The organism is Zestomonas ipomoeae (genome assembly GCF_057128665.1).
The window spans coordinates 16,249-36,868 of sequence record NZ_JBSKHQ010000032.1; the positions used below are offsets into that span (position 1 = coordinate 16,249).

General features: G+C 66.0%; 22 protein-coding genes. 6 read left to right on the top strand and 16 right to left on the bottom strand.

Going from position 1 to position 20,620, the window contains the following annotated elements:
- Positions 1-14: 14 nt before the first annotated feature.
- The 9 genes from ACWKV7_RS23140 to ACWKV7_RS23180 form a co-directional block, all read right to left on the bottom strand.
- Positions 15-1,922 carry an eCIS core domain-containing protein gene (locus tag ACWKV7_RS23140; protein WP_483860063.1) on the bottom strand — a complete coding sequence of 636 codons (1,908 nt, stop codon included), beginning with the start codon at positions 1,920-1,922 and terminating at the stop codon, positions 15-17.
- Entirely contained in the window at positions 1,919-2,173 is a 255-nt protein-coding gene (locus tag ACWKV7_RS23145) for a hypothetical protein (protein WP_483860064.1), read from the bottom strand. The genes ACWKV7_RS23140 and ACWKV7_RS23145 overlap by 4 nt, the downstream gene beginning before the upstream one ends.
- On the bottom strand, positions 2,170-4,074 hold the full coding sequence (locus ACWKV7_RS23150; RefSeq protein WP_483860065.1) for an ATP-binding protein: 1,905 nt from the start codon (positions 4,072-4,074) through the stop codon (positions 2,170-2,172). The genes ACWKV7_RS23145 and ACWKV7_RS23150 overlap by 4 nt, the downstream gene beginning before the upstream one ends.
- Entirely contained in the window at positions 4,071-5,381 is a 1,311-nt protein-coding gene (locus ACWKV7_RS23155; RefSeq protein WP_483860066.1) for a Pvc16 family protein, read from the bottom strand. Before ACWKV7_RS23155 ends, ACWKV7_RS23150 begins: the two co-directional genes overlap by 4 nt.
- Complete coding sequence (locus ACWKV7_RS23160; protein WP_483860067.1) at positions 5,378-5,506, bottom strand: hypothetical protein; 129 nt, start codon at positions 5,504-5,506, stop codon at positions 5,378-5,380. Before ACWKV7_RS23160 ends, ACWKV7_RS23155 begins: the two co-directional genes overlap by 4 nt.
- 656 nt (positions 5,507-6,162) lie before the next feature.
- Complete coding sequence (locus tag ACWKV7_RS23165) at positions 6,163-6,870, bottom strand: hypothetical protein (RefSeq protein WP_483860068.1); 708 nt, start codon at positions 6,868-6,870, stop codon at positions 6,163-6,165.
- A gap of 5 nt (positions 6,871-6,875) precedes the next feature.
- Entirely contained in the window at positions 6,876-7,400 is a 525-nt protein-coding gene (locus ACWKV7_RS23170) for a phage tail protein (protein ID WP_483860069.1), read from the bottom strand.
- Positions 7,401-7,411: 11 nt separating this feature from the next.
- Positions 7,412-9,001: a phage tail sheath family protein gene (locus ACWKV7_RS23175; protein ID WP_483860070.1), complete on the bottom strand. Its 1,590-nt coding sequence runs from the start codon at positions 8,999-9,001 to the stop codon at positions 7,412-7,414.
- Positions 9,002-9,552: 551 nt separating this feature from the next.
- Complete coding sequence (locus ACWKV7_RS23180; RefSeq protein WP_483860071.1) at positions 9,553-9,678, bottom strand: hypothetical protein; 126 nt, start codon at positions 9,676-9,678, stop codon at positions 9,553-9,555.
- Between the two features lie 260 nt (positions 9,679-9,938).
- Between ACWKV7_RS23180 and hemN the strand changes: the two genes are divergently transcribed.
- Complete coding sequence (gene hemN, locus ACWKV7_RS23185) at positions 9,939-11,327, top strand: oxygen-independent coproporphyrinogen III oxidase (RefSeq protein ID WP_483860072.1); 1,389 nt, start codon at positions 9,939-9,941, stop codon at positions 11,325-11,327.
- Between the two features lie 241 nt (positions 11,328-11,568).
- On the opposite strand, the gene ACWKV7_RS23190 is transcribed toward hemN, so the two are convergent.
- The gene (locus ACWKV7_RS23190) at positions 11,569-12,510 is read right to left on the bottom strand and encodes a MerR family transcriptional regulator (RefSeq protein ID WP_483860082.1); all 942 of its coding nucleotides are present in this window, start codon (positions 12,508-12,510) and stop codon (positions 11,569-11,571) included.
- Between the two features lie 147 nt (positions 12,511-12,657).
- Between ACWKV7_RS23190 and ACWKV7_RS23195 the strand changes: the two genes are divergently transcribed.
- Positions 12,658-13,104, top strand: coding sequence for a PAS domain-containing protein (locus ACWKV7_RS23195; protein ID WP_483860073.1), 447 nt, complete (start codon positions 12,658-12,660; stop codon positions 13,102-13,104).
- 130 nt (positions 13,105-13,234) lie between these two features.
- On the top strand, positions 13,235-13,768 hold the full coding sequence (locus ACWKV7_RS23200; protein WP_483860074.1) for a DUF2878 domain-containing protein: 534 nt from the start codon (positions 13,235-13,237) through the stop codon (positions 13,766-13,768).
- 11 nt (positions 13,769-13,779) lie between these two features.
- Here the strand turns inward: ACWKV7_RS23200 and ACWKV7_RS23205 are convergent, their stop codons facing one another.
- The 6 genes from ACWKV7_RS23205 to ACWKV7_RS23230 form a co-directional block, all read right to left on the bottom strand.
- A complete protein-coding gene (locus tag ACWKV7_RS23205) occupies positions 13,780-14,085 on the bottom strand; it encodes a DUF6482 family protein (RefSeq protein ID WP_483860075.1) in 306 nt (101 codons plus the stop codon).
- A gap of 45 nt (positions 14,086-14,130) precedes the next feature.
- Positions 14,131-14,829 carry an SDR family NAD(P)-dependent oxidoreductase gene (locus ACWKV7_RS23210; protein ID WP_483860083.1) on the bottom strand — a complete coding sequence of 233 codons (699 nt, stop codon included), beginning with the start codon at positions 14,827-14,829 and terminating at the stop codon, positions 14,131-14,133.
- A gap of 8 nt (positions 14,830-14,837) precedes the next feature.
- Entirely contained in the window at positions 14,838-15,365 is a 528-nt protein-coding gene (locus ACWKV7_RS23215) for a DUF3833 domain-containing protein (protein ID WP_483860076.1), read from the bottom strand.
- 16 nt (positions 15,366-15,381) lie between these two features.
- On the bottom strand, positions 15,382-15,912 hold the full coding sequence (locus tag ACWKV7_RS23220; protein ID WP_483860077.1) for a chalcone isomerase family protein: 531 nt from the start codon (positions 15,910-15,912) through the stop codon (positions 15,382-15,384).
- A gap of 189 nt (positions 15,913-16,101) precedes the next feature.
- A complete protein-coding gene (locus tag ACWKV7_RS23225) occupies positions 16,102-16,524 on the bottom strand; it encodes an MAPEG family protein (RefSeq protein ID WP_483860078.1) in 423 nt (140 codons plus the stop codon).
- Positions 16,525-16,624: 100 nt separating this feature from the next.
- Positions 16,625-18,988 (bottom strand): DNA polymerase II, encoded by a 2,364-nt coding sequence (locus tag ACWKV7_RS23230; protein WP_483860079.1) that lies wholly within the window; start codon positions 18,986-18,988, stop codon positions 16,625-16,627.
- 250 nt (positions 18,989-19,238) lie between these two features.
- Between ACWKV7_RS23230 and ACWKV7_RS23235 the strand changes: the two genes are divergently transcribed.
- The 3 genes from ACWKV7_RS23235 to ACWKV7_RS23245 are packed head-to-tail and all read left to right on the top strand — an operon-like array spanning position 19,239 to position 20,412.
- On the top strand, positions 19,239-19,910 hold the full coding sequence (locus tag ACWKV7_RS23235; protein WP_483860084.1) for a phosphatase PAP2 family protein: 672 nt from the start codon (positions 19,239-19,241) through the stop codon (positions 19,908-19,910).
- Positions 19,910-20,038 (top strand): hypothetical protein, encoded by a 129-nt coding sequence (locus ACWKV7_RS23240; protein WP_483860080.1) that lies wholly within the window; start codon positions 19,910-19,912, stop codon positions 20,036-20,038. The genes ACWKV7_RS23235 and ACWKV7_RS23240 overlap by 1 nt, the downstream gene beginning before the upstream one ends.
- Positions 20,035-20,412 carry a hypothetical protein gene (locus tag ACWKV7_RS23245; RefSeq protein WP_483860081.1) on the top strand — a complete coding sequence of 126 codons (378 nt, stop codon included), beginning with the start codon at positions 20,035-20,037 and terminating at the stop codon, positions 20,410-20,412. Before ACWKV7_RS23240 ends, ACWKV7_RS23245 begins: the two co-directional genes overlap by 4 nt.
- Positions 20,413-20,620: the final 208 nt, after the last annotated feature.

A 20,620-nucleotide genomic window follows, 5' to 3' on the forward strand; every position in this document is an offset into this window, starting at 1 on the left:
TGCCCTTTTGGGGTTCAAGGCCGCTCGAATGCGGCGGTCGAGCCGTCGACATCGCGGGTGACCTGCTTGATGTGTTCGATCACCGCGCCGATATGCGTCGAGGTACCGCGGCGGATGTCGTGGTAAAGCACGACGATCTTTGGCGCCGACGGCGTCGTGACCCGCCAGTGGTTCCCGGCTATGCGACGTATGCCGGTGCCGACCTGGGCTTTCAGCTCATCCAGAGACATTTCCCCGCCCGGATCGCCGTCGATGTCCCAGAGCAGATTGGTCAGACCGAGATCCGCGTAGGTCTGCCGGACCGCCTCGTTGGAACGGCCGAAGGGCGGTCGCACCAGGGTGGTTTCCAGGCCCGCCTGATCGTCGCTGGCGGTGGTGTCGCGAATGAAGGTGCGCGCGCTTTCCAGTTCGCCGCGCAAACGCCCCGCGGCCTGCGCGGCGGTATGCGCCTCGTGATCCCGGGTGCCGCCGGTGTGGATGCCGATGGCATGACCGTCGGCGCGCATGCGGCGGATCAGTGCGCGGCCCGACGGCGTATCGCCACGCAGCGGGCGGCCTTCGCCGCTCAGGGCGTGGGCCTGGATGAAGAAACCGGCCTTGGCGTTCTTGCTCTGCAGCGCATCCAGCACGTTCTCGGTGCGGTTGGCGCCGCCGCCGAGTGCCGCCGCGTGAGGACCATCGTCGAAGGTCAGGGAGAACACCCGACGAGCCCCAGTGCTGGAGCCGCCTGCCTCGCCGCCACCGGCTTCCTGCTTGGCGCCGGCATCTTTGCTTGGCGCATCGGCGCCACCTACCGTTTCTCCGCCTCCACCTCCGCCTCCGCCGTTCCCGCCGCCCTCGCTATCGGAGTCGGCCGAGCGGCAGCGTGAATCGCGGAGGAATTCCGCGTCGCTTTCGGAGCCGTAGATGGAGCCGGTGAAGGTGCCACGCGCCACGCCCAGGCTGTCGGTGATGCCGGGGCTGACTTCCCAGTGTTCGCCAACCGAGCGGTCCCTGACGCTGGCGTGGGTGGAGCGACCGTTGGCGCAGATCACCAGGTCCTGGCCGCATTTGCGGCGGGCGAAGCGTTCGCTGGGTATCGCCATCCAGTTGCCGCTGTCCGAACAGCTGCGGTTGTTCTCGCAATTGGTGTCGCAGGTGAACAGCGGGCGATATTTCTTGCCGGTTTCGGCGTGGGCATTGCGCGTGCCTTCCGGGCAGGTCACGCCGTTCTCGTCTTCGCAGGCCCAGCGCGAATTGCAGGCGAGGAATTCGCAGGTGCCTTCGAAGAGGATGTTGCCGCTGTGGATCGCCCGGCGCTGCAGGCGCGGGCCCGAAGCTCTCGAGTATGGGCCGTCGGCGCCCTGCTGGACGACGTGGGCCAGCTCGTGGGCGAGCAGTTCGCGGCCGGTGGAGGTGTCCGGCGCATAGCGGCCCTGGCCGAAGACGATATGCCGGCCGACCGTGTAGGCGTGGGCATCGACCTCCGCCGCGGAACGTGCGGCCTGCGCGCTGTGGTGGATCTGCACGTTGGCGAAGTCGTGGCCGAAGCGCGGCTCGAAGAACGCCCGCGCCGAGTCGGGCAACGGCGCGCCACTGCTGTCCAGGGTGCGCTGGACGCTGCTCGGCACCGCATCGCGGGTGCCGCCGCCGGCATTGCTGCGACGGCTGAGCCGGGGCGGCGCTGCGTTAGTGCGAACCTCGGCATGACGGCTGCGCATCACCTGTGCGGCGGCGTTGTCGGCTTCCTGCTCCAGGCGATCGTGGCTGGCGCCCATGGCGAGCCTGGCTTGCAGGCCCTGGGTCTTTTCCTCGCGGCATTTTTCGCATTCGCCCGAGCGGCCCGCTGAGCCGCCGCAGGCGCACTTGCGCTGCAACAGAAAATCACCGCCGTTGGGATTGCCGCGAGCCTGGGCGTTTTGCAAGGGCGCGTGGTTGCTCATGGCCGCAGCCCTCTGTCTACGCTGGCGGCAATTGCCCGGCCCAGCGCGCGGTCGCTGCCTCCGGCCGGCAGGCGCAAGTCGGCGCGGGTCACCTTGCCTCGGTTGCCGCTGGCGGCCAGGGCGGATGCGCTTCCCGGCGTGGCCAGCAAGCGCTGCAATTCGCTCTGCACGGCGCGGGACAGCGCGGCGGTGTCGTGCGGATCGATGCCACGCAGTACCAGGCGGTCGATATGCAGTACCACGCGGCTCATACCCACCCCCTGGTTTCACTGTCGGAGATCGGCTTGTCGCGCTTAGCCGCTTCCAGGTGGGCGGCGCGCAGTAGGTGCGCCATGCCCACGGGCGAACCGGCCTCGGCGGCGAGAAAGGCGGCCGCCAGGGCGATATTGCGAATGGTGCCGCCCGGCACGGCGAGGCGGGCGAGGCGCGGATAATCGAGATCTTCCAGTGGCGTGGCGGGCGGGAACGCGCCGCGCCACAGGGCCTCGCGCTGGGTCTCGTCGGGAAACGGGAAATGCACGACGAAGCGCAGCCGGCGCGAGAAGGCGGAGTCCAGCGCGGCCTTGTGGTTGGTGGTGAGAATCGCCAGGCCGCGGTAGGTCTCCATGCGTTGCAGCAGGTAGCTGACTTCGATGTTGGCGTAGCGGTCGTGGCTGTCCTTGACCTCGCTGCGCTTGCCGAACAGCGCGTCGGCCTCGTCGAACAGCAGGATCGCGCCCACGGCTTCGGCGTCGTCGAACACCTTGCGCAGGTTCTTCTCGGTTTCGCCGATGTATTTGCTCACCACCGCCGACAGGTCGATGCGGTACAGGGCCAGCCCCAGGCTGTTGGCCAGCACCTCGGCGGCCAGAGTCTTGCCGGTGCCGGAGTCGCCCCAGAACAGCGTGGCGATGCCCAGGCCGCGGGCGCTCTGGTCGGCGAAGCCCCAATCGTGGTGCACGGTGAGGCGATGGCGGGCATGCACGGCGATCTGTTGCAGGGTCTGGCGTTGCGCCTCGGGCAACACCAGGTCCTCCCAGGTGGCGCGCGGCTCGATGACCCGGGCCAGCTCGCCGAGGGTCGCGGTGCCCCGGCAGCTGCGGTGCAACAGGGCGGCAGCGCGGGCATCGTCCTCGTCGTTCAGGCGCGCGGCGATGGCGGCGATGCGCCGGGCGCCCAGGCGGTATTGGCTGGCCAGGCTGTCGAGCACCGGGCCGAGGCTGCCGGCTCGGTCGCCAAGCGCCTCGCGCCACAGCCGCCGTTGCTCCGGGGTGTCCGGTCGGTCCACGACCAGGGGGTCGCCGTCCAGCGCGGGCAGGGTGCGACCGGCGATTATCAGCAACCCGTCCACCCGGGCGATGAACGGCAGCCAGGCCTTGCCGTCGTCATCCTCATGGGTAATCAACAGCGCCCCGCCGAGTAGTGCGGCTTCACGCATCCACAGGGTGGCCAGCGCGGCCTGCTCCTGCACTGTGGCGGGGATGTCGCCGGCGCTCAGACGGAACAGCACCACCTCCAGGCGCTGGGCGACCAGCGCGGCGACATCCTGCTGGCCGGACGCGTCGTCGCCGCTCAACAGGATGGCCGGCAGGCGCTCGCGGCGACGTTGTAACTGGGCGAGCGCGGCGTCGGCGACGCGGATGTGCGCCTGGCACATGAAGCCGGGCGCGGTCACCGGTTCGAGCAGCGCATGCAGGCGGTGGTCGAGGTAGTTGAGGCCGCCGATAAAATGCAGCACGCGCTCGTCCAGGCGCAGGCGCGCACTGGTGAGGCCGAGGTCATCGTCGAGTTCCAGCAGCTTCCAGCGGCGCAGCGGTTCCGGCGGTGCCAAGGCGCTCCAGTGGGCATCGGGCAGTATCGACAAGGCCAGGCCGAAGGTCGCCCAGTGGCATCCTGGTTGAGCCTCGGCCTGGCCGCACAACTGGGCGAGGCGCGCATCCATTTCGACGCTGGCGACGAGTAGCAGCAGGTCGCGCTCGAACGGGCTCAGTTCGAACAGCTGGCAGAGCCGGTCTATGGCGGCCGGCACACGCAGGCCGGCGCGCCGGGCCTCCACCACGTCTTGGGCGTGCGCGGCATCGCCGTCGCCGAGCAGCGCGCGCAGGCGGGCGAATTCCGCCACCAGCAGTTGCTGGTTGGCGGTTGCCCAATCGAGATCGGCTGGCGCGTTCATGTGATGGTCAGCCGTTGGTTGAGGAAGGTCGGCGGCGTGCTGGCGTAATCGACGATCGGGCTGTCGATGCCGTCGATGCGCAGGCGAATCAGGTAGTCGCCGGGCTCGGCGTCGACGATGAGGAAATCCAGCGAGCTGACAGGCGCGCTGAAGCTCTGCGGCAGCACCTCCTGCTGGCCGACCAGCAACGTGGCGCGCTGGCCCGGACGCAGCTCGGGGGTGAAGTCGATGCTCACCAGGGCATCGCCATCGCCATTGCGTGCCACGTTCTGCGGCAGGTTGCTGATATCGGGGGCAAGGGTGAAGCCCAGGCGGTTGCTGCTGCGCTGCTGGGTTTCGCCGGGCATCACCAGGCGCGCGGCGGCCTCGTAGATGCCTACCGGGAAGTCGGCGCTGCGCGCCAGGGGAATCACCAGTTCCATGCGTTCGCCGCTGTCCGGCCCACTGGCGGCGAGCGCTTCTTCTATATCGAAGCGCTCACTGTTGAGCAGCACCTGCCGCGAGCCGCCGTTGAGGTGGTGACCGCGCAGGACGATGGTTTCGCCCAGCCGCGCCACCGGTTGGCCGCCAGCCGGTAGGATCGCGTCGATAGCGGGCAGGGCGGGAATCAGGCTGGGGCCGACCACCACGCCGCGCTCGCGACCGGAAACCGGATTGACCTCGCCGCGCGACAGCACCGGCAGCGGCGAGCGGGTCGGCTGGGTGGCTTCGATCAATACCAGAGACACCTGGTAGGCCGCGGTCGGGCGGAAGCTCGACTGGGTGGCGGACCAGAGCTTGGAGCTTTCCTCGGTGCCCAGGGTCTGCGGGGTGATGCGCAGCAGTTCCAGCTGGTCCGCCAGCCCGCAATCGGCCAGCGCGCGCAGGGCCGGCGGCAGCACCGCGCCGACATCCGGCGACGGGGTCAGCGCGGTGCGCACCATATCGCGGGTGAGTACCGGGAATTCGTGCATCAACTGCATGGCGTAGCCGAGCAGGATCTCGGCATGCAGGTCGCCGCCGCTGTAGGCGGAGATCAAATAGAACAGGTCCAGCGCCAGCGGCGGGTTAGTCAGGCGCTGACGACCGCTGGGGGCATGGGCCGGCAAGCCTTCGTTGCGCCAACTGGCGTTGGGCATCACCTGATAGAGAAACAGATTCAGCTGGCTCGACTCGGTGCCATCGGCCGGCACCACGCGGTCGGGCGCAAGCACGCTGACGCTCACGGTACTGCCGAGCAGGCCGGCGACGTTGTGGTTGACCAGCCCGTCGTTGAGGCGGTCGCGCAGCACGGCGGTGACGCCGGCGATGGCCAGGGCGGTACTCATGCGCCATCCCCCTTGCGCCGGGCCAGGTAGTCATCCAGCGACAGCGGCGCCTGGCCCTTGCGGCTGGCCCGTTTGGCCGGCGCGGGCGGCTGCACGGCGGTGATCTCGATGCGGCCGATATGCACGTGCACTTCGTCTGGCGTGCGCTGCCGCTCGGCTGGCCCAGCGGTTGGCGATGAAACCCTGGGCGCCAAGAACGGGGCAGGGGACAGCAGGGCTGCGGGCAGTGAAGGCGATGCACTCGGCGGCTCCGGACTGCCCGACAGCGATGCGGAAGCAGCTGCCGCGCGACCAACGGCGGCAGGCGTCGATACGTGATCGGCAACGGGCTGAAACAACGGTGCCGGCTGCGACGCTGGGCCCTCCAACGGCGCCGCCGGCGTGGCGGCAACCTGAATACCGGTACTTGCTCGGCGTGGTTCGGCCGATTGCAAGCGTGGCGGCGATTCGGTTGTAGGCTCGATCTCCGTCAGCAGGACGGCCGTTCCCTCGGGAGCCTTTGGAGCCAGACGCGAGGTGCCGGTATTCGTCACCGTCGACGCGCCTGGGCGGGGCCGGCCAGGTGAGACCCGCGGTGGCTGCGACACCGGCGATTGCTGCTGCACCGCCTGGCTTGGCCCCAGCGGCGCGCTGGCGGCTGGCTGGGCTTCGCTAGGCCAGGTGGCCGGGGACTCGACCAGGCTGGCGGGCGCAGCCTGGTACGGCAGTCGGGCCAGGGCATGTAGCCGCGTGGCTCCGGGCTGGCCCAACGCGCGCTCCGCCAGGCGTCGAAACAGGCCGCTCATGGGCTTACCCTCGCTAGGTAGGCCGTACGACGCGACGCGCTCAAAGCGAGAATCTCAGGCTCGCTCCAGCCGTAGGCCTGGGCCAACTGATGTACCTCATCGAGCAGTTGCCGCGCCTGGCCGTCGATTTCCTCCCATAAATAGCTGCTCACATCGAAGCTCGCGCTGGCACTGCGCTCGCAGGCGGGACAGTCGAAGTCCAGCGACAGATCGGCCCAGGGGTCGGCCGCTTCCAGCGCGGCTTCCACGGTGGCGAGCAAATCCTGCAACGCCTGCTCGTCATCCGGCAGCGCAATGCCAGCGTCCGCACAGCCGAGCAGCAGCCGGCGTGCGGCCTGGTCGACATCGGTGCTGCCGGCCACCTCGAACAAATCGCGATTGGCCGGGCAGCGAAAGCGATAGCCGGCGACTTCGATTTGCGCAGGCGGCGGGCTAATCGGCGGCAATTGCCGTGGATCGAGCTCGAACTCCAGGCGTTCGCCACAGTGCGGGCAGTCCATCCATACCGGCAGGCGGTTGCCGAAAGTTGCACAGCGCAAGCGCATCAGCGCCGCGTTGCATTCGCCGAGCGACACGTCGGCCAGGCTTTCGCCGGGCCGTTCAGGCGCGGCCATGGCCAACAGCAACAGGCTGCGGTCGAGCGGATGGCGCCGCGAGCCGTGGTCCCACAGCTCGAGCAATTGGGTCGCGGTCAGCGAGGCCATGGCGATCAAACCGGCTCGGTGAAGCTCGGCTCGGTCGGCTCGGTGACGTCGTAGTCGCGCTCCCAGCCTTCGTTCTCGAGCTTGATGGTTTGAATGGCCACGGCGTTGGCATTGGCATCCAGGTCCGGCAGCGCCTGGTATTCGGAGACCCAGCAGCGGAACACCTTGTACGCCAGCGCCAGTTGCCCGGCTTCGTTGTAGACCTCGATGATCAGGTCCTTGCGAAAGTCCTTGAGCGAGGCCTCGGCTCCCAGTCCCGAGCCGAAGTTCCAGACCTTGTTGGCCCACTTCTCGAACTCGGTGTCATGGGTGACGCCACGCTCCAGAGAAATCGCCTCGAACTTGCTGCGTCCCGGTGACTTGCGTGAGGTGGATGGGTCGCCGCCTTCGCGGTGCTCGACCAGTTCGGTGCTGCGCTTGAGTGCGCCGACCTTGCTGATGCCGGCGACGTAGCGGCCATCCCACTTGACGCGGAATTTGAAGTTCTTGTACGGATCGAAACGCTGTGCATTGACGCTGAACTGGGCCATGGCCTGTCCTCCTAGACGTCGATCTGTCCGGCCATCTGCTGCAGCTTGATGACCACGAATTCCGCCGGCTTGAGCGGGGCGAAGCCGACCAGGATGTTCACCACGCCGCGATTGATATCGCTCTGGGTGGTGGTTTCGCGGTCGCATTTGACGAAGTAGGCGTCCCGCGGGCTGGCCCCCTGGAAGGCGCCTTGGCGGAACAGGTCCTGCATGAAGGCACCAATGTTCAGGCGGATCTGTGCCCACAGCGGTTCGTCGTTCGGCTCGAACACCACCCACTGGGTGCCGCGGAACAGGCTTTCCTCGATGAACAGCGCCAGGCGCCGCACCGGCACGTACTTCCATTCCGAGGCCAGCAGATCAGCGCCGGCCAGGGTGCGCGCGCCCCAGACCAGGTGACCGGCGACCGGGAAGCTGCGCAGGCAGTTCAGGCCGACCGGGTTGAGCACGCCGTTTTGCTGGTCGGTCATGGTGTAGGTAAAACCCTGGGCGCCGGAGAACGACGCCGCCAGCCCCGCCGGCGCCTTCCACACACCCCGTTGCACGTCGGTACGGGCCATGATGCCGGCCACCGCGCCGCAGGGCGCGAAGTCGGCGATGCGGTTTTCCGATAGCGGATCGGGCATGCGCAGCCGCGGGAAATACACCATGGCATTGATCGCATCGTCGTTGCCGATCGCCCCGCGCAGCGCATTCACGCCGGTCTCGGCGGTACTGATCGCCGTGCTCGGGGTGGCGGTCCAGGCGCTGGGCGAATCGACGATCAGCATCGCCCGGCGGGTTTGGCAGTAGCTCGCGGCGGCGGCCCAGGTGGCGTTGGCCAGATCGACCGTACGGGTGAGGGGAGGGATGCACAGCAGGTTGAACAAATCGGCGCCTTCGAGGGCGAAGATGCCGGTGCGCGCGGCCTGGTTGCCGGTGATCTGCGCGTCGGTCAGGTCGCTGCCGTCGCCGCCCAGGGTGCCGTCCGCCGTGGCGGTGCCGTCGGGGTTGGCCACGGTCACGGTGCCATCGGCGGGGCTCTCCGTGGCCGGTGCCGAGCTGCGCACATTGACCAGCGCCGACTGTTCGTCGAGCACGGTATTGACGAAGCGTGGGCTGAGCGGGTCGACGGAGACGTTGCGGAACGTCTCCGAGGCGACCGAGGTCGTCCCGCCAGGGCGATCCAGTTCCTCGATCAGCAGATTGAACAGCAGGGTGTCGGCGGTATCGCGGGTCAGGTGGTCGACCGTCGCGCGCAAGCGGCTGCCCCAGGTGCCGGGGCTGGCGGCTTCGAGCGCCAGGGCGCCGCCAGCGGTGTCCAGCGACAGCGTCGCCGAGGTGGCCGCCACGTCGCCGTTGAACACCCGCACGATCAGCGCATCGCTGCCGCCGTGCTGGAAGAACTGGTTGACCGCGTAACCCATGGTGCTCGGTTGCCAGAGGTCGCCGAACAGCCGCGAGTACTCGGCGAAACTCTGCACGCGAATCGGCTGGTTCACCGGCCCGCGTAGCGCGCGGCCGACGAACGCGGTGATGGAGGTGGCGACGCCGGTGATGGTGCGCACACCGCTGGGTACTTCTTCGATGTAGACGCCGGGATAACTCAGGACTGACGGCATGGGCATGACTCCTCGATAAGTCTGATGGCCGGCTCGGCGAGTAGCGGAACCGGACACGAAACCACTCAGTGCACAGTGCTGGCGATGCGGTCTGCATGACTGCGAACGATCGGGGAGGACGAGCGCGCTGGCGCGACGCTGCAAAGAAGTGGAGCAGGCTGCTGCCCTTTCCTTGTGCAGCTCGGCCCTCACGCGGGAATGCTGATACCCGATGCCCATACGGGCCGTAAGGTCTGACTTCGAAACAGTAGAACAAGCACTCGGGACTTCAAGCCGCTCCGCTGGCACCGAAACGGCGCCAGATACTGGCCTGTAGCCAGCTTCGGAGTGTCTATCACGCGCCTTGCGTCAGCTCGGGAAGTCGCTTGCCGGCGTCTGGGCGAGGGGTTAGGCGCGGCTCGCGAGCAAGGCCGGTTGCGGTGGGCCTAGCTGCTTTTCGTTCCAAGGGCTATTTCCACTTGGTCTATAGGCCGTCCGGCGCGCATTGGCCATGGTTTGCGAATCGGGGGCAGGGGAGAGGTTGCCGGTCGGTGCGTCCGTCCAACCGACGGCTAGTGAGGCGTGGTCGAGTAGTGGCTGGTCGCGGGGCTGACCATGTCGATGGCGATACCCGATGCGAGCGCCAGGGCCAGGACGAACGCCAGGCTCCAGGTCAGGGGTTGCAGGAGATTCTTCATGGCAAGTGCTCCGTGTCGCCGTCTGGCGCCGTGCGGACGAGGTCGATTGCAGTAAAGCACGGGCTAGTGTCCCAGGCCTGCACGGTCGTCGGCATGCGCTGGATCAACGCAAGACGGGACTCCCGGCGCGAGCCACCTGGGATGGCGTTGACCTCAATCAACGAGTCCCAGGCGCGTTGCCCGTAAGCTTCGACCCAACGCCGATAGGCCGTCGAAGGCGGCCTGTAGAACCGATTACCCTGCCATGAGGTGCGAATTCCATGGGCCAGTCGATCCATTTCAACCGCGCGCTGATCGAGAAATACGATCGCCCCGGCCCTCGCTACACCTCCTATCCCACCGCGCCGCAGTTTCACCAGGCGTTCGCCGAACAGGATTATCGCGACGCCGCCAGGGCCAGCAACGCAGCAGCAGCGCCCAAGCCGCTGTCGGTGTACATCCACATCCCATTCTGCAAGAGCCTCTGCTACTACTGCGCCTGCAACAAGATCATCACCCAGAAGACCCATCGCGCAGAGCAGTACCTGGCTTACCTCAAGCGAGAGATCGCCATGCAGGCGGCACTGTTCGATGGCACGCGCAAGCTGACCCAGCTGCACCTGGGCGGCGGTACTCCGACGTACCTGACCGACGAACAGCTGGCCGACCTGATGGCGGCGCTGCATCAGGCATTCGACATGGACGATAGCGACGCCCACGAGTTTTCCATCGAGGTCGACCCGCGCACCATCACGCCGGCGCGCATCCACCAGTTGCGCGAGCTGGGCTTCAACCGCCTGAGCTTCGGCGTTCAGGACTTCGATCCCCAGGTTCAGGCGGCGGTCAACCGCGTGCAGAGCGAGGAGCAGATTTACCAACTGGTGGCCACCGCGCGCGAAGCCCGGTTCAAGTCGGTCAGCGTGGACCTGATCTACGGTCTGCCACTGCAGACCGTGGCCAGCTTCGATACGACCCTGAGCAAGATCATCGCCCTGCGTCCGGATCGCATCGCCGCCTACAGCTATGCGCACCTGCCGGAAATGGTGCGCGCCCAGCGGCTGATCCGCCCGCAGGACATGCCGCCGCCCGAGCGCAAGCTGGAGCTTCTGGAGCTGACCATCCAGCGCCTGACGGCGGCGGGCTATGTCTACATCGGCATGGACCACTTCGCGCTGCCCGACGACGAACTGGCGCTGGCCCGCGCCAATGGCACGCTGCAGCGCAATTTCCAGGGCTACTCGACCCATGCCGATTGCGACCTGATCGGCCTTGGCGTATCGGCCATCGGCAAGGTCGGCGACAGCTACAGCCAGAGCGTGAAGGAGCTTTCCCAGTACTACGCACGCCTGGACCAGGGCTTGTTGCCAGTGCACCGGGGCTACCGGCTGAGCGACGACGACCGGCTACGCCGGGAAGTGATCACCGACCTGATGTGCCACGGTCGCATCGACTTTGCCAGGATCGAAGCGCGGCATGGAATTGTGTTCCGGGAGTACTTCGACGAAGCGCTGGCCAGGCTGGGCGAACAGATCGGTGACGGTCTGGTGGAGCTACACACCGACGCGCTGGTCCTGCGACCCGAGGGCCACCTGATGATGCGCAGCGTCGCCATGGCGTTCGATGCCTACCTGGGCGATGCGCAGAAGGGCCGATTTTCCCGCACGGTGTGAAACGATGAAGTGCTCACTGGTATCTACTCAGCACCGACCGAAGGACACCTTGGAAGCAGGGAAGACGCGTCAGCCTGAAGCGATGAGCTAAAAGCAAATCTGCTGAAGTGTTCAACCTGCGCCATACGTAATTTAACATAATATACATTATGCGAAGTTATCGATTGAGACTGCTGCCGGCGGGCCAAGCCAATTGCATTGCATTGCATTGCAAAGCTTCTACCGTTCCCAGCCCGGCTGCTCAGGTATCCAATCGTCCGGCAATGAACTGCGCCAGGCGTTGGCGCATATCCCTGACGGTATGTCCCAGGCAGGCGATCGGCGTTTCCTTGAAATATGCTGCGCTGTCGTCGGCGGCCTTGCCGGCGAGCGCCAGCGGACAGTCGAGGCGTAGCTGCAGTTTGCCCAGGCGACGGACCATGTCGTCGTTCAATGGCGTGTTGGCGAACAGCACCAGCGCGGCCGGCCGAATGCTATCGCACACCAGTGGCAACTCGTCCAAGGGCAGTCCGAGGGACAGCACTTCGACCGCGAAGCTGGCGCCGCCAAGCAGTAGACCGGCGCTCAGCAACTCGAGCTCGAGGCATGCACCGGGCAATGCCGCCAGGAGTACGCGTTGTTCGCAGGCGCCACGATCCATTTGCAGGCGCAGCAGCACACGTGCGCGCAGAAAGGCGTCCAGGTACAGCCATTGGCTGGTGGCGCCGAATTCGTCGCGTTGGGCCAGTGACTGCCAAAGCGGCAGCAGGACGTCTTCGAATACCGTTTCCTGCTTATAGGTGGCGAACAGTTGCCCATAAACACGTTCGAGGCGCTCGCGGTCGAATGCTGCGACGGCGCGGCAGAACTCGTCCTGCCACTCTCGCCATTCGCCGGCCGGCTGCGCTTCACGCTCGGGTTCCTCGCCGGTCTGCTGCTGCCGGGCCAGCAGCTCGCCGACCTTGCCGACGGCGATGCCGCGGTTCGTCCAGGTGATCACCCGCTGGATGGTGTCGATGTCCTCGGCGGTATACAGTCGGTGGCCGCCCTCGGTGCGCATGGGTTTGATCAGGCCGTAGCGGCGCTCCCAGGCCCGCAGCGTGACTGGGTTGATGCCGGTCAGGCGCACCACCTCGCGAATGGGAAACAGGCCCTCGGGCAGTGTTTCCTCGGAAAGCTCGGTTTGGTCGGCGGTGTCGGTCATGGCGTGGGCGCGGCTGGAGAAATGGCGGGCATTGTAAACCATACGCGGCCACTGGCTGCGCTTGCTTGTGCAGACTTCCAGCCGCCCTCGCCGTGCGATTCTTCTGCGCCTAGAATGCTGCCAATCCACACAGGGAATTCTTTCGCGATGATCAATGCCAAGCTCCTGCAACTGGTAATCGAAGCATCCAACGACGGCATCGTGGTGGCCGAGCAGGAAGGCGACGACAACATTCTCATCTACGCCAACCCGGCCTTCGAGCGCCTCACGGGGTACCCCGTGGACGATATCCTTTACCAGGACTGCCGCTTTCTCCAGGCCGGGGACCGCGACCAGGCCGGCCTGGCGAGGATCAGGGAGGCGCTGAAGAACAACCAGCCTTGCCGCCAGATCATTCGCAACTACCGCAAGGATGGCAGCCCGTTCTGGAACGAGCTGTCGATCACCCCGGTATTCAACGAGGCTGACCAGCTGACCTACTTCATCGGCATCCAGCGGGATGTCACCACCGAGGTGGAGGCAACCGAGCGCGTGCGCGAGCTGGAGGCCGAGCTTGCCGAACTCAAGCGTCAGTTGCAGGCCGCATCGAGCTGACCGCACACTGCTCCGCCCTGTTCGATCCCGGCACCCTGCCCCTCGCTGGGAAAAATTCCCGCGCTTTCGCAACCGACTGGACCTATCCTATTTATACAAAATAGCATCGTGTACAGGTTTTGCTGCACCCATGGCGGATCACCCTTCACTCAACGAACCCCTGCCTCGCGCGGGCGTGCGCTTGCTCGCCAATGCCGTGCTGTTCCAGATCGGCTGGGCAGCCTGCATCTTTGGCGCTGGGCGCCCGTCACTGCTGATGGTGGCAGCGGCCTGCCTGGCGTTGCAGATTGCCTGGTCTCCCCGGCGAAGCCGCGAAGTACGCGCGATCCTGGCCGTAGCTGTCTGCGGCTGGCTGCTGGATAGCCTGTTGCTCAACCTCGGGGTATTCGACTTTCCCGGCAACAGCCCCTTGCTGCCGGGATGGCTGGCGCTGCTGTGGCTACTCTTCGGCAGCACGCTGCGCCTGAGCCTGGCGTGGTCGGCGCAGCGGCTCTGGCTGGCGGCGCTGGTGGGTGCGCTGGGCGGTCCGCTGTCCTATTACGCCGGTGCGCGCCTGGCCGACGTCGGCCTGCCGTACGGATTGTGGCCATCCATGGTCCTGCTCGCCCTGCTCTGGATGCCACTGCTGCCCATGCTGCACTGGCTGGCCAGGCGCTGCGGCTGACCGCAGGCCGCTCACAAGGCTCGGTCGAGGCCCAGCGGTACTCGCAGGGGTTCCGGAACCTGCTCGCGCAGCCCGCACATCTCGTCGTGCACCACGTGCTGGACCAGCACGCACGGCAGCGGTGGAAGGTGCTGCAAGACTTCCCTGGCATGGGTGGTCGAGCGAAGCTGCAGGCTTTCACCCTGCTCGTCGAGCAGCGGATGCACCCGCCCTTCCGTGTGCACCTGGACGATGTAGATGCCGCCCTCCAGGGAAATCAGATCGATCTCGTCGATGCGCGCGTCATTGGCAAGCGAGGCCAGTCGTTCAAGGTTCACAGGCACACTCTCCTCGGGGTCATGCCCCTGTTTCATCGAGCGCTGCTACCAGGGCAGGCGCTCGCCGTTGTAGGCGAAGAAGCCACCGCTGTCCTGCGGCCCCAGCTCGCCGAGCAGGCCCAGCAAGTCGCGCACGGCGTCTCGGGGCAGACGCGCCTTGGCGGCGGCCCGGAAGGGTTGCGAGAGCATGGAAGCCACCGTGCCGGGGTGCAGCGCCACCAGGCGCGCCTGTGGACTGCGGCGCTTCAGTTCGATGGCGGCGGTCTTGATGAGCATGTTCAGCGCGGCCTTGGATGCCCGGTAGCTGTACCAGCCGCCCAGGCGGTTGTCGCCGATGCTGCCGACCTTGGCCGAGAGCACGCCGAACGTGCCCTCGCGCTCCAGCAGCGGCAGGAAATGCTTGAGCACCAGTGCCGGCCCGAAGGTGTTGACCTGGAAGCAGTCGTGCAATTGGTCGATGTTCAGGGCATCGAGGGACTTCTCGGGGTTGTAGTCCGGCGCGTGCAATAGCCCGGCGGCGTGCACGATGAGGTGGAACGGCGCCTGCCCGGCCAGCGCCGAGGCGGCATCGGCGATGCTCTGCGGCTGGCGCAGGTCGACGGCCGGCAAGGTGTCCCTGCCGATGGCGATGACCTGCGCGCTGCGCGGGTCTTCCCGCAGCCACTCGACCATGGCCGTGCCGATCGCTCCGCTGGCGCCGATAACCAGCGCGCGGAAACCCGGCGGCAACCATTCGCTCGGCAACGCTTGCATCACGGCGCCTCGCTGCGGCGGAAAAACAGCGTGATCTGGCCGACTTCGACGCCGAACTTGCTCATGAACGAGCGATTGACCAAGGTGTTTTCGTCGATCAGGTACATCCAGTCGTCCAGGGCTACCTCATACAGGTCCCCGTCCACCGGCAGTTGCAGGGTGTAGCGCCAGCGCAGGGCGTTGCCGGAAACCTGCCCGACGGCTTCGCCGACCACGTCGGCGGCGGTACCGCGCCACCTGTCGGGGCCTGCGGGCATCAGCGTCCAGACCCTCGACTGACGGGTGCCATCGCTATAGATGAAGCGCTCGTCGAGGATCAGCTTGTCCCCTTCGCGGCGGCCGAGGATGCGCACCTCGAAGCGTTTGACCACCGCGCCATCGCGCGTCTGGAACATGCCCCAGGCATGCACCGGCACCGCGAAGAACCGGCGAAGATCGAGCGTCGGCTCCTCGTTGCGGTAATGGGTGACATCGACGTTGCAACCGCCAAGCAGCAGGCAAACGCTCAGGAACCAGGGTTTCCACATCACGCTCTCCTCCGGATCATCGAGCGCCGAGCAGTTGCTCGCGCAGTTCGGGGTTACGGGTTCGCGGGTCCAGCCAGATGTCGAAGAAGGCCTGTGCGAATGCCGATCCGGCGACCACGTGGCTCAGCCGGTCATCGACATAGAAGCGGCATCCCTTCCCGGGCAGGTAGACCCCGCTGATTCGCTGGCCGGGCTCGACGTCGACGAAGGCCATTTCCATCTGCTGCCGCCAGTGGCTCAGCTGCGGCTCGCCCAGTTCGGCGCCTTGCAGGCGGCGCATCTCCTCGATGCTGGTCTCGACCAGGGTTTTCCGGCTGATCGAACGGTGATAGGTCAGCTCCAGGGCAAGGGGTTGTCCGGGGTCGTAGCTCTCCCCTATTCCCCACAGCCTCGCGGTATAGATGCGCAAGCCCCAGAACCTGAAATCGCCGGCCCCCAGCAGTTGGGCGCCGGGCATTGCCTCCTGCCAGCCCGCGGTCGCCATGGGCGCGAATAGCCCGGCTAACAGCCAGCACCACAGGCGCAGGTCGATGAACCGCTGCTGCATCGTCGCCATCGTTTGTCCACTTGGTTGCGGCCACTGACGAGATTGCCAGGGCCGGCCAAATACTTGTACATAATTAAATAAATGTACAGGTATTTCGTCGCAAGACAGTTGTCGAGACGCAGGCAGTTGTGTTTCTGGCGGATCCGGGGCGACTGGCCTGCCCCACTAAGGGGCGGCAAGTGGTACCTGCTATGCCCCGAAGATCTGCAGCCCGGCGAGAACCCAGAGCGCCACCAGCACCAGGTTGCTCGCGGCAAAGGCCATTACCCGGTGGATCACGCGGTTATAGGTGAGGTGAATGGCGCTATGAACCACGCGCAGGGCCACATAAGACCAGGCCAGGACGAGCATGGCGGTGGTCGCGGTATGGGTGACCAGGATGACCAGGCAGCCGACATAGAACAGAACCGGCATCTCCAGCAGGTTCATGTAGTTCCGGTTGGGAATGCACACATACGGCGGGACCGAGGACGACTCGCCGTATTTGAAGTCTGCGGCGACGGTCTCGCGACGAAACCCCGAGCGAAACCGAACGATGGGGATCAGCAGCAACACCAGGCTGGTCCAGAGAGCGAGTGCGAAAACCGGATAGAGGATGGCTGGAGGCTGCATGGCATGGATTCCATTCTGTGAGTAGGTGCGGAGGAGGCGCCGTCGCCAAGGCCGGAACCAGGCGAGCGAACCGGCGGCGAGATAAGCACGATTCGACCGGTCAGAACAAGCCGAGCTGGCCATCGATCAGCGTGGTGAAGTCGTCCTGCACGAATGGCAGGATGGCGTCGGCCACCGGTTGCAACTGCCGGGTGACGTAGTGGTCGTAATCGATGGCCGAACGCCGCGTTTCCAGCGGTTCAGGGCCGGCGACGGTGATCAGATAGCTGATCCAGCCGCCGCTCTGATATTGGCGTGGGCGGCCCTGGCGGTCGTTGTAGTCGTCGGCCAGCCGCGCGGCGCGCACGTGCGGGGGCACGTTGCGCTGGTAATCGTCGAGGCGCCGCCGCAGGCGCTTGCGGTAGATCAACAGCTCGTCCAGTTCCCCCGCCAGGGTACGGCGCACATACTCGCGCACGTAGTCCTGATACGCCTGCCGCTTGAAGATGCGCAGGTACAGTTCCTGCTGGAACTGCCGGGCCAGTGGCGACCAGTCGGTGCGCACGGTTTCCAGGCCCTTGAAGACGATGTCCTCATCTCCGTCGGCTCGCCGTACCAGGCCCGCGTAGCGCTTCTTGCTGCCCTCCTCCGCACCGCGCACGGTGGGCATCAGGAAGCGGCGATAGTGGGTTTCGAATTGCAGTTCCAGCGCGCTTTCCAGGTCGAGTTCCCGGCGCAGGTGCTCGCGCCACCACTGGTTGACCTGCTCTGCCAGGGTGCGCCCGATGCGCGCGGCCTCATCCTCGTCGTGGGCCCTGCGTAGCCAGACGAAGGTGGAATCGGTATCGCCATAGATCACCTGGTGGCCTTCCGCTTCGATCAGCTCACGGGTCCTGCGCATGATCTCGTGGCCGCGCAGGGTGATGGAGGATGCCAGTAGCGGGTCGAAGAAGCGGCAGCCGCTGGAGCCCAGCACGCCGTAGAAGGCATTCATGATGATCTTGAGTGCTTGCGAAAGCGGCTGATTACCCTCGCGTTTGGCGGCCTCGCGCCCTTCCCATACGCGCGCGACAATCGCTGGCAGGCAGTGCCTGGTGCGGGAAAAGCGCGCCCCACGAAAGCCAGGTACGGATTCCTTGTCGCCGGGGTGGCGCATGCCTTCCACCAGGCCCACAGGGTCGATGAGGAAAGTACGGATGATCGACGGGTACAGGCTCTTGTAGTCGAGTACCAGCACGGACTCATAAAGGCCGGGGCGCGAGTCCATGACGAAACCGCCGGGGCTGGCCTCTGGCAGGCGCTCGCCGAGGTTCGGCGCGACGAACCCCTGGCGATGCATCAGCGGCATATAGAGGTGGGTGAAGGCCGCCACCGAGCCGCCGCTGCGGTCGGCCGGCAAGCCGGTGACGGTGGCGCGCTCGAGCAGGAAGGTGAGCAACTCGGTCTTGGCGAAGATGCGTGTGACCAGCTCGCAATCCTTCAGGTTGTAGCGAGCCAGCGCCGCCTTGTCCTCGGCGAACATGCGATCGATTTCCTCCATGCGCTGGTAGGGGCTGTCGATCGACTTGCCCTCGCCGAGCAGCGTCTGGGCGACGTTCTCCAGGCTGAACGAGGAAAAGCTCCAGGTGGCCGAGCGCAGCGCTTCTATACCATCGATGATCAGGCGCCCGGCCGCTTCGGCGAAGTAATGGTTGCTGCGCGTACCATGCTCGCGCCAGCCGAGCACCTCGCCGGCGCGACCCAGGCGCAGCGGCACATGGAGGCGCTGGGCATGGTCGCGCAGCACGCGCAGGTCGAACTGCACCAGGTTCCAGCCGATGATGGCGTCGGGGTCGTGATGAGCCAGCCACTGGTTCAATCGTTCGAGCAACTGCTCGCGGGTATCGCAATAGTCGAGCTTGAAATCGACGGCCTCGGCAGCGTCGCTGGCGGGTCCGAGCATGTATACCTGGCGTTCGCCACAGCCTTCCAGGGCAATGGAGTAGAGGTCACCCTGGGGGCTGGTTTCGATATCGAGGGAGACCAGCTTCAAGCATGGGCGATAGCCGGAGGCCGGCTTCAACTGGGCTTCGCTCAATGCGCCGCCGTCGCTCGCCATCCCGCTGAACCACACCGGCGCGGTGATGAAACGTTCCATTAAATAGCGCTCCGGCGGACGCACATCGGCTTCGTAAACATCCACGCCGGCCTGGCGCAGCTGCTTTTCCAGCTTCATCAGCTGCCGATGTTGCCGGCAATAGAGGCCGAGCACAGGACGATGATGAAAGTCGCAAAGCTCCAGTGGTCGAAGCTCGATGTCACGCTCGCCACGCAGGACCGACTCCGCCCTGACGCGCTGCTCCGCCGGGATGAAGGCCACCGAGGGCTGATGTGGCAGGCGGACATAGCGAGGCCCGGCGTCGGTGGCCAGCCAGAACCCGACTTCCGTACCGGCGGCAGTATCGCGCCAGTGCCGGGTCAGGACGAACCCCTGCTGTAAATCCACCGTGAAGACCTCGAAAAACGTTTCAGGGTCGGAATTCTACTGGGCATTGCCCAAGGCGGCAGCAATCCCGGCGGCGGAACGGGCGGCAGCGCCGTTGACGCATTTTTCACATCCGATTGACGGCCACCTCACAGGCGCGAGGGCAGACTGCCGTCATCACCAATGCCGTCACCGGAGTCCCCACGTGCCGTCGTCTCGCGTCTCGCGCCACTTCGATTTTCGTTTCGCTCTGGGCGTCCCCCTCGCCCTGATGGCCATCATGCTGCTGGTCGATACCAGCGGTCTGGACTTCGCCCTGGCCAGGCCGTTCTACGAACCCGGCCAGGGATTTGTCGGTCGCCACAGCTACTGGCTGGAGAATGTACTGCATGATCGCGCCAAGCAGGCGGTGACCCTGTTCGGTGTGCTCGTCGTCGCCGGTTTTCTCATCAGCCTGCTGCGCCGGCAATGGCGCGCCTGGCGGCGGCCGTTGGGCTATCTGGTGGTGGCCATCGGGCTTTCGGTGAGCGTGGTCGCGCCACTGAAGGCGCTCACCGCTGTGCAATGCCCATGGAGCCTGAGCGCGTTCGGCGGCCAGGAAACCTTCACTCCGCTGCTCGCCAAGCGTGCGCCGACCTCCCACCCCGGCCGCTGCTGGCCGGGTGGGCATGCCTCCGTCGGCTTCTCGCTCTTGGCACTGTTCTTCGCCCTGCGCGACAGCCGCCCGCGAACCGCGCGCATTGCCCTGGTCGTGGCACTCGGGCTGGGCACGCTGTTTTCCGCGAGCCAGATGATTCGTGGCGCGCACTTTCTCTCCCACAATCTCTGGACGCTGCTGCTGGACTGGACGATCTGCCTGCTTTGCTACCGCTGGATGCTGTATTGCAGTCCTCTGACCGAGCCCGATCCAGCTGAAGCGGCCCTGATGGGAGGGCCGGCCTGATGCGACGTTGCCTGACCTTCTGCCACCTCTTTCTCGGCGTGTTGGTGCTGTCCGCCGCGCTGCTGGCGTTTCCCTGCGCCCTCGCCTTCAGCGCCGAGCCGCACGCCTGCCCACCTGAGGCCACGTGAGCGCCCCCGCAACCCTCTTTGCAGGCGTCACGCGGGGGCTTGCCGCCGCCCTCGCGGCCCTGCTGCTCGGCGGCTGCCAGAGCACGCATCAACAATTACTGGCCGAGGGCTATCCGATCGCCTATGCGGACGGCTTCGAAGCTGGCTGCAGCAGCGGCATACAGGCCGCCGGAGCCCTCGGCGAGTTCCGCAAGGACATGCCCCGCTACCTTGCTCGCGCCGAATATGCCCAAGGCTGGGATGACGGCTTTCGCCAATGCCGGGATACGCAGGAAACCAGCCGCCGAGACACAAGCCGCGATAACGACAAGCGCGACCGCGACTGGCGACACCATGTCGACCAGGCCATGGCCAAGGCACTGAGGCGAAAATGATCCGCCAATCAAAAGTGCACTCCAGCGTCTCGCCCGGACAATAGCGCTATCGCAGGCCAGTTCATCGCTTTTGTTGTGACTACCGGAATTTTTATTGAAGTGGGAGCCAAAGCTGCCGGTCTGTCCGAATACTGATCTTGCCCAGCAATCGTGGACACGTGTTTAAGCCCTCATCCTGGCCTCGAAGCCCTCTGGGCTGATGTGCCCC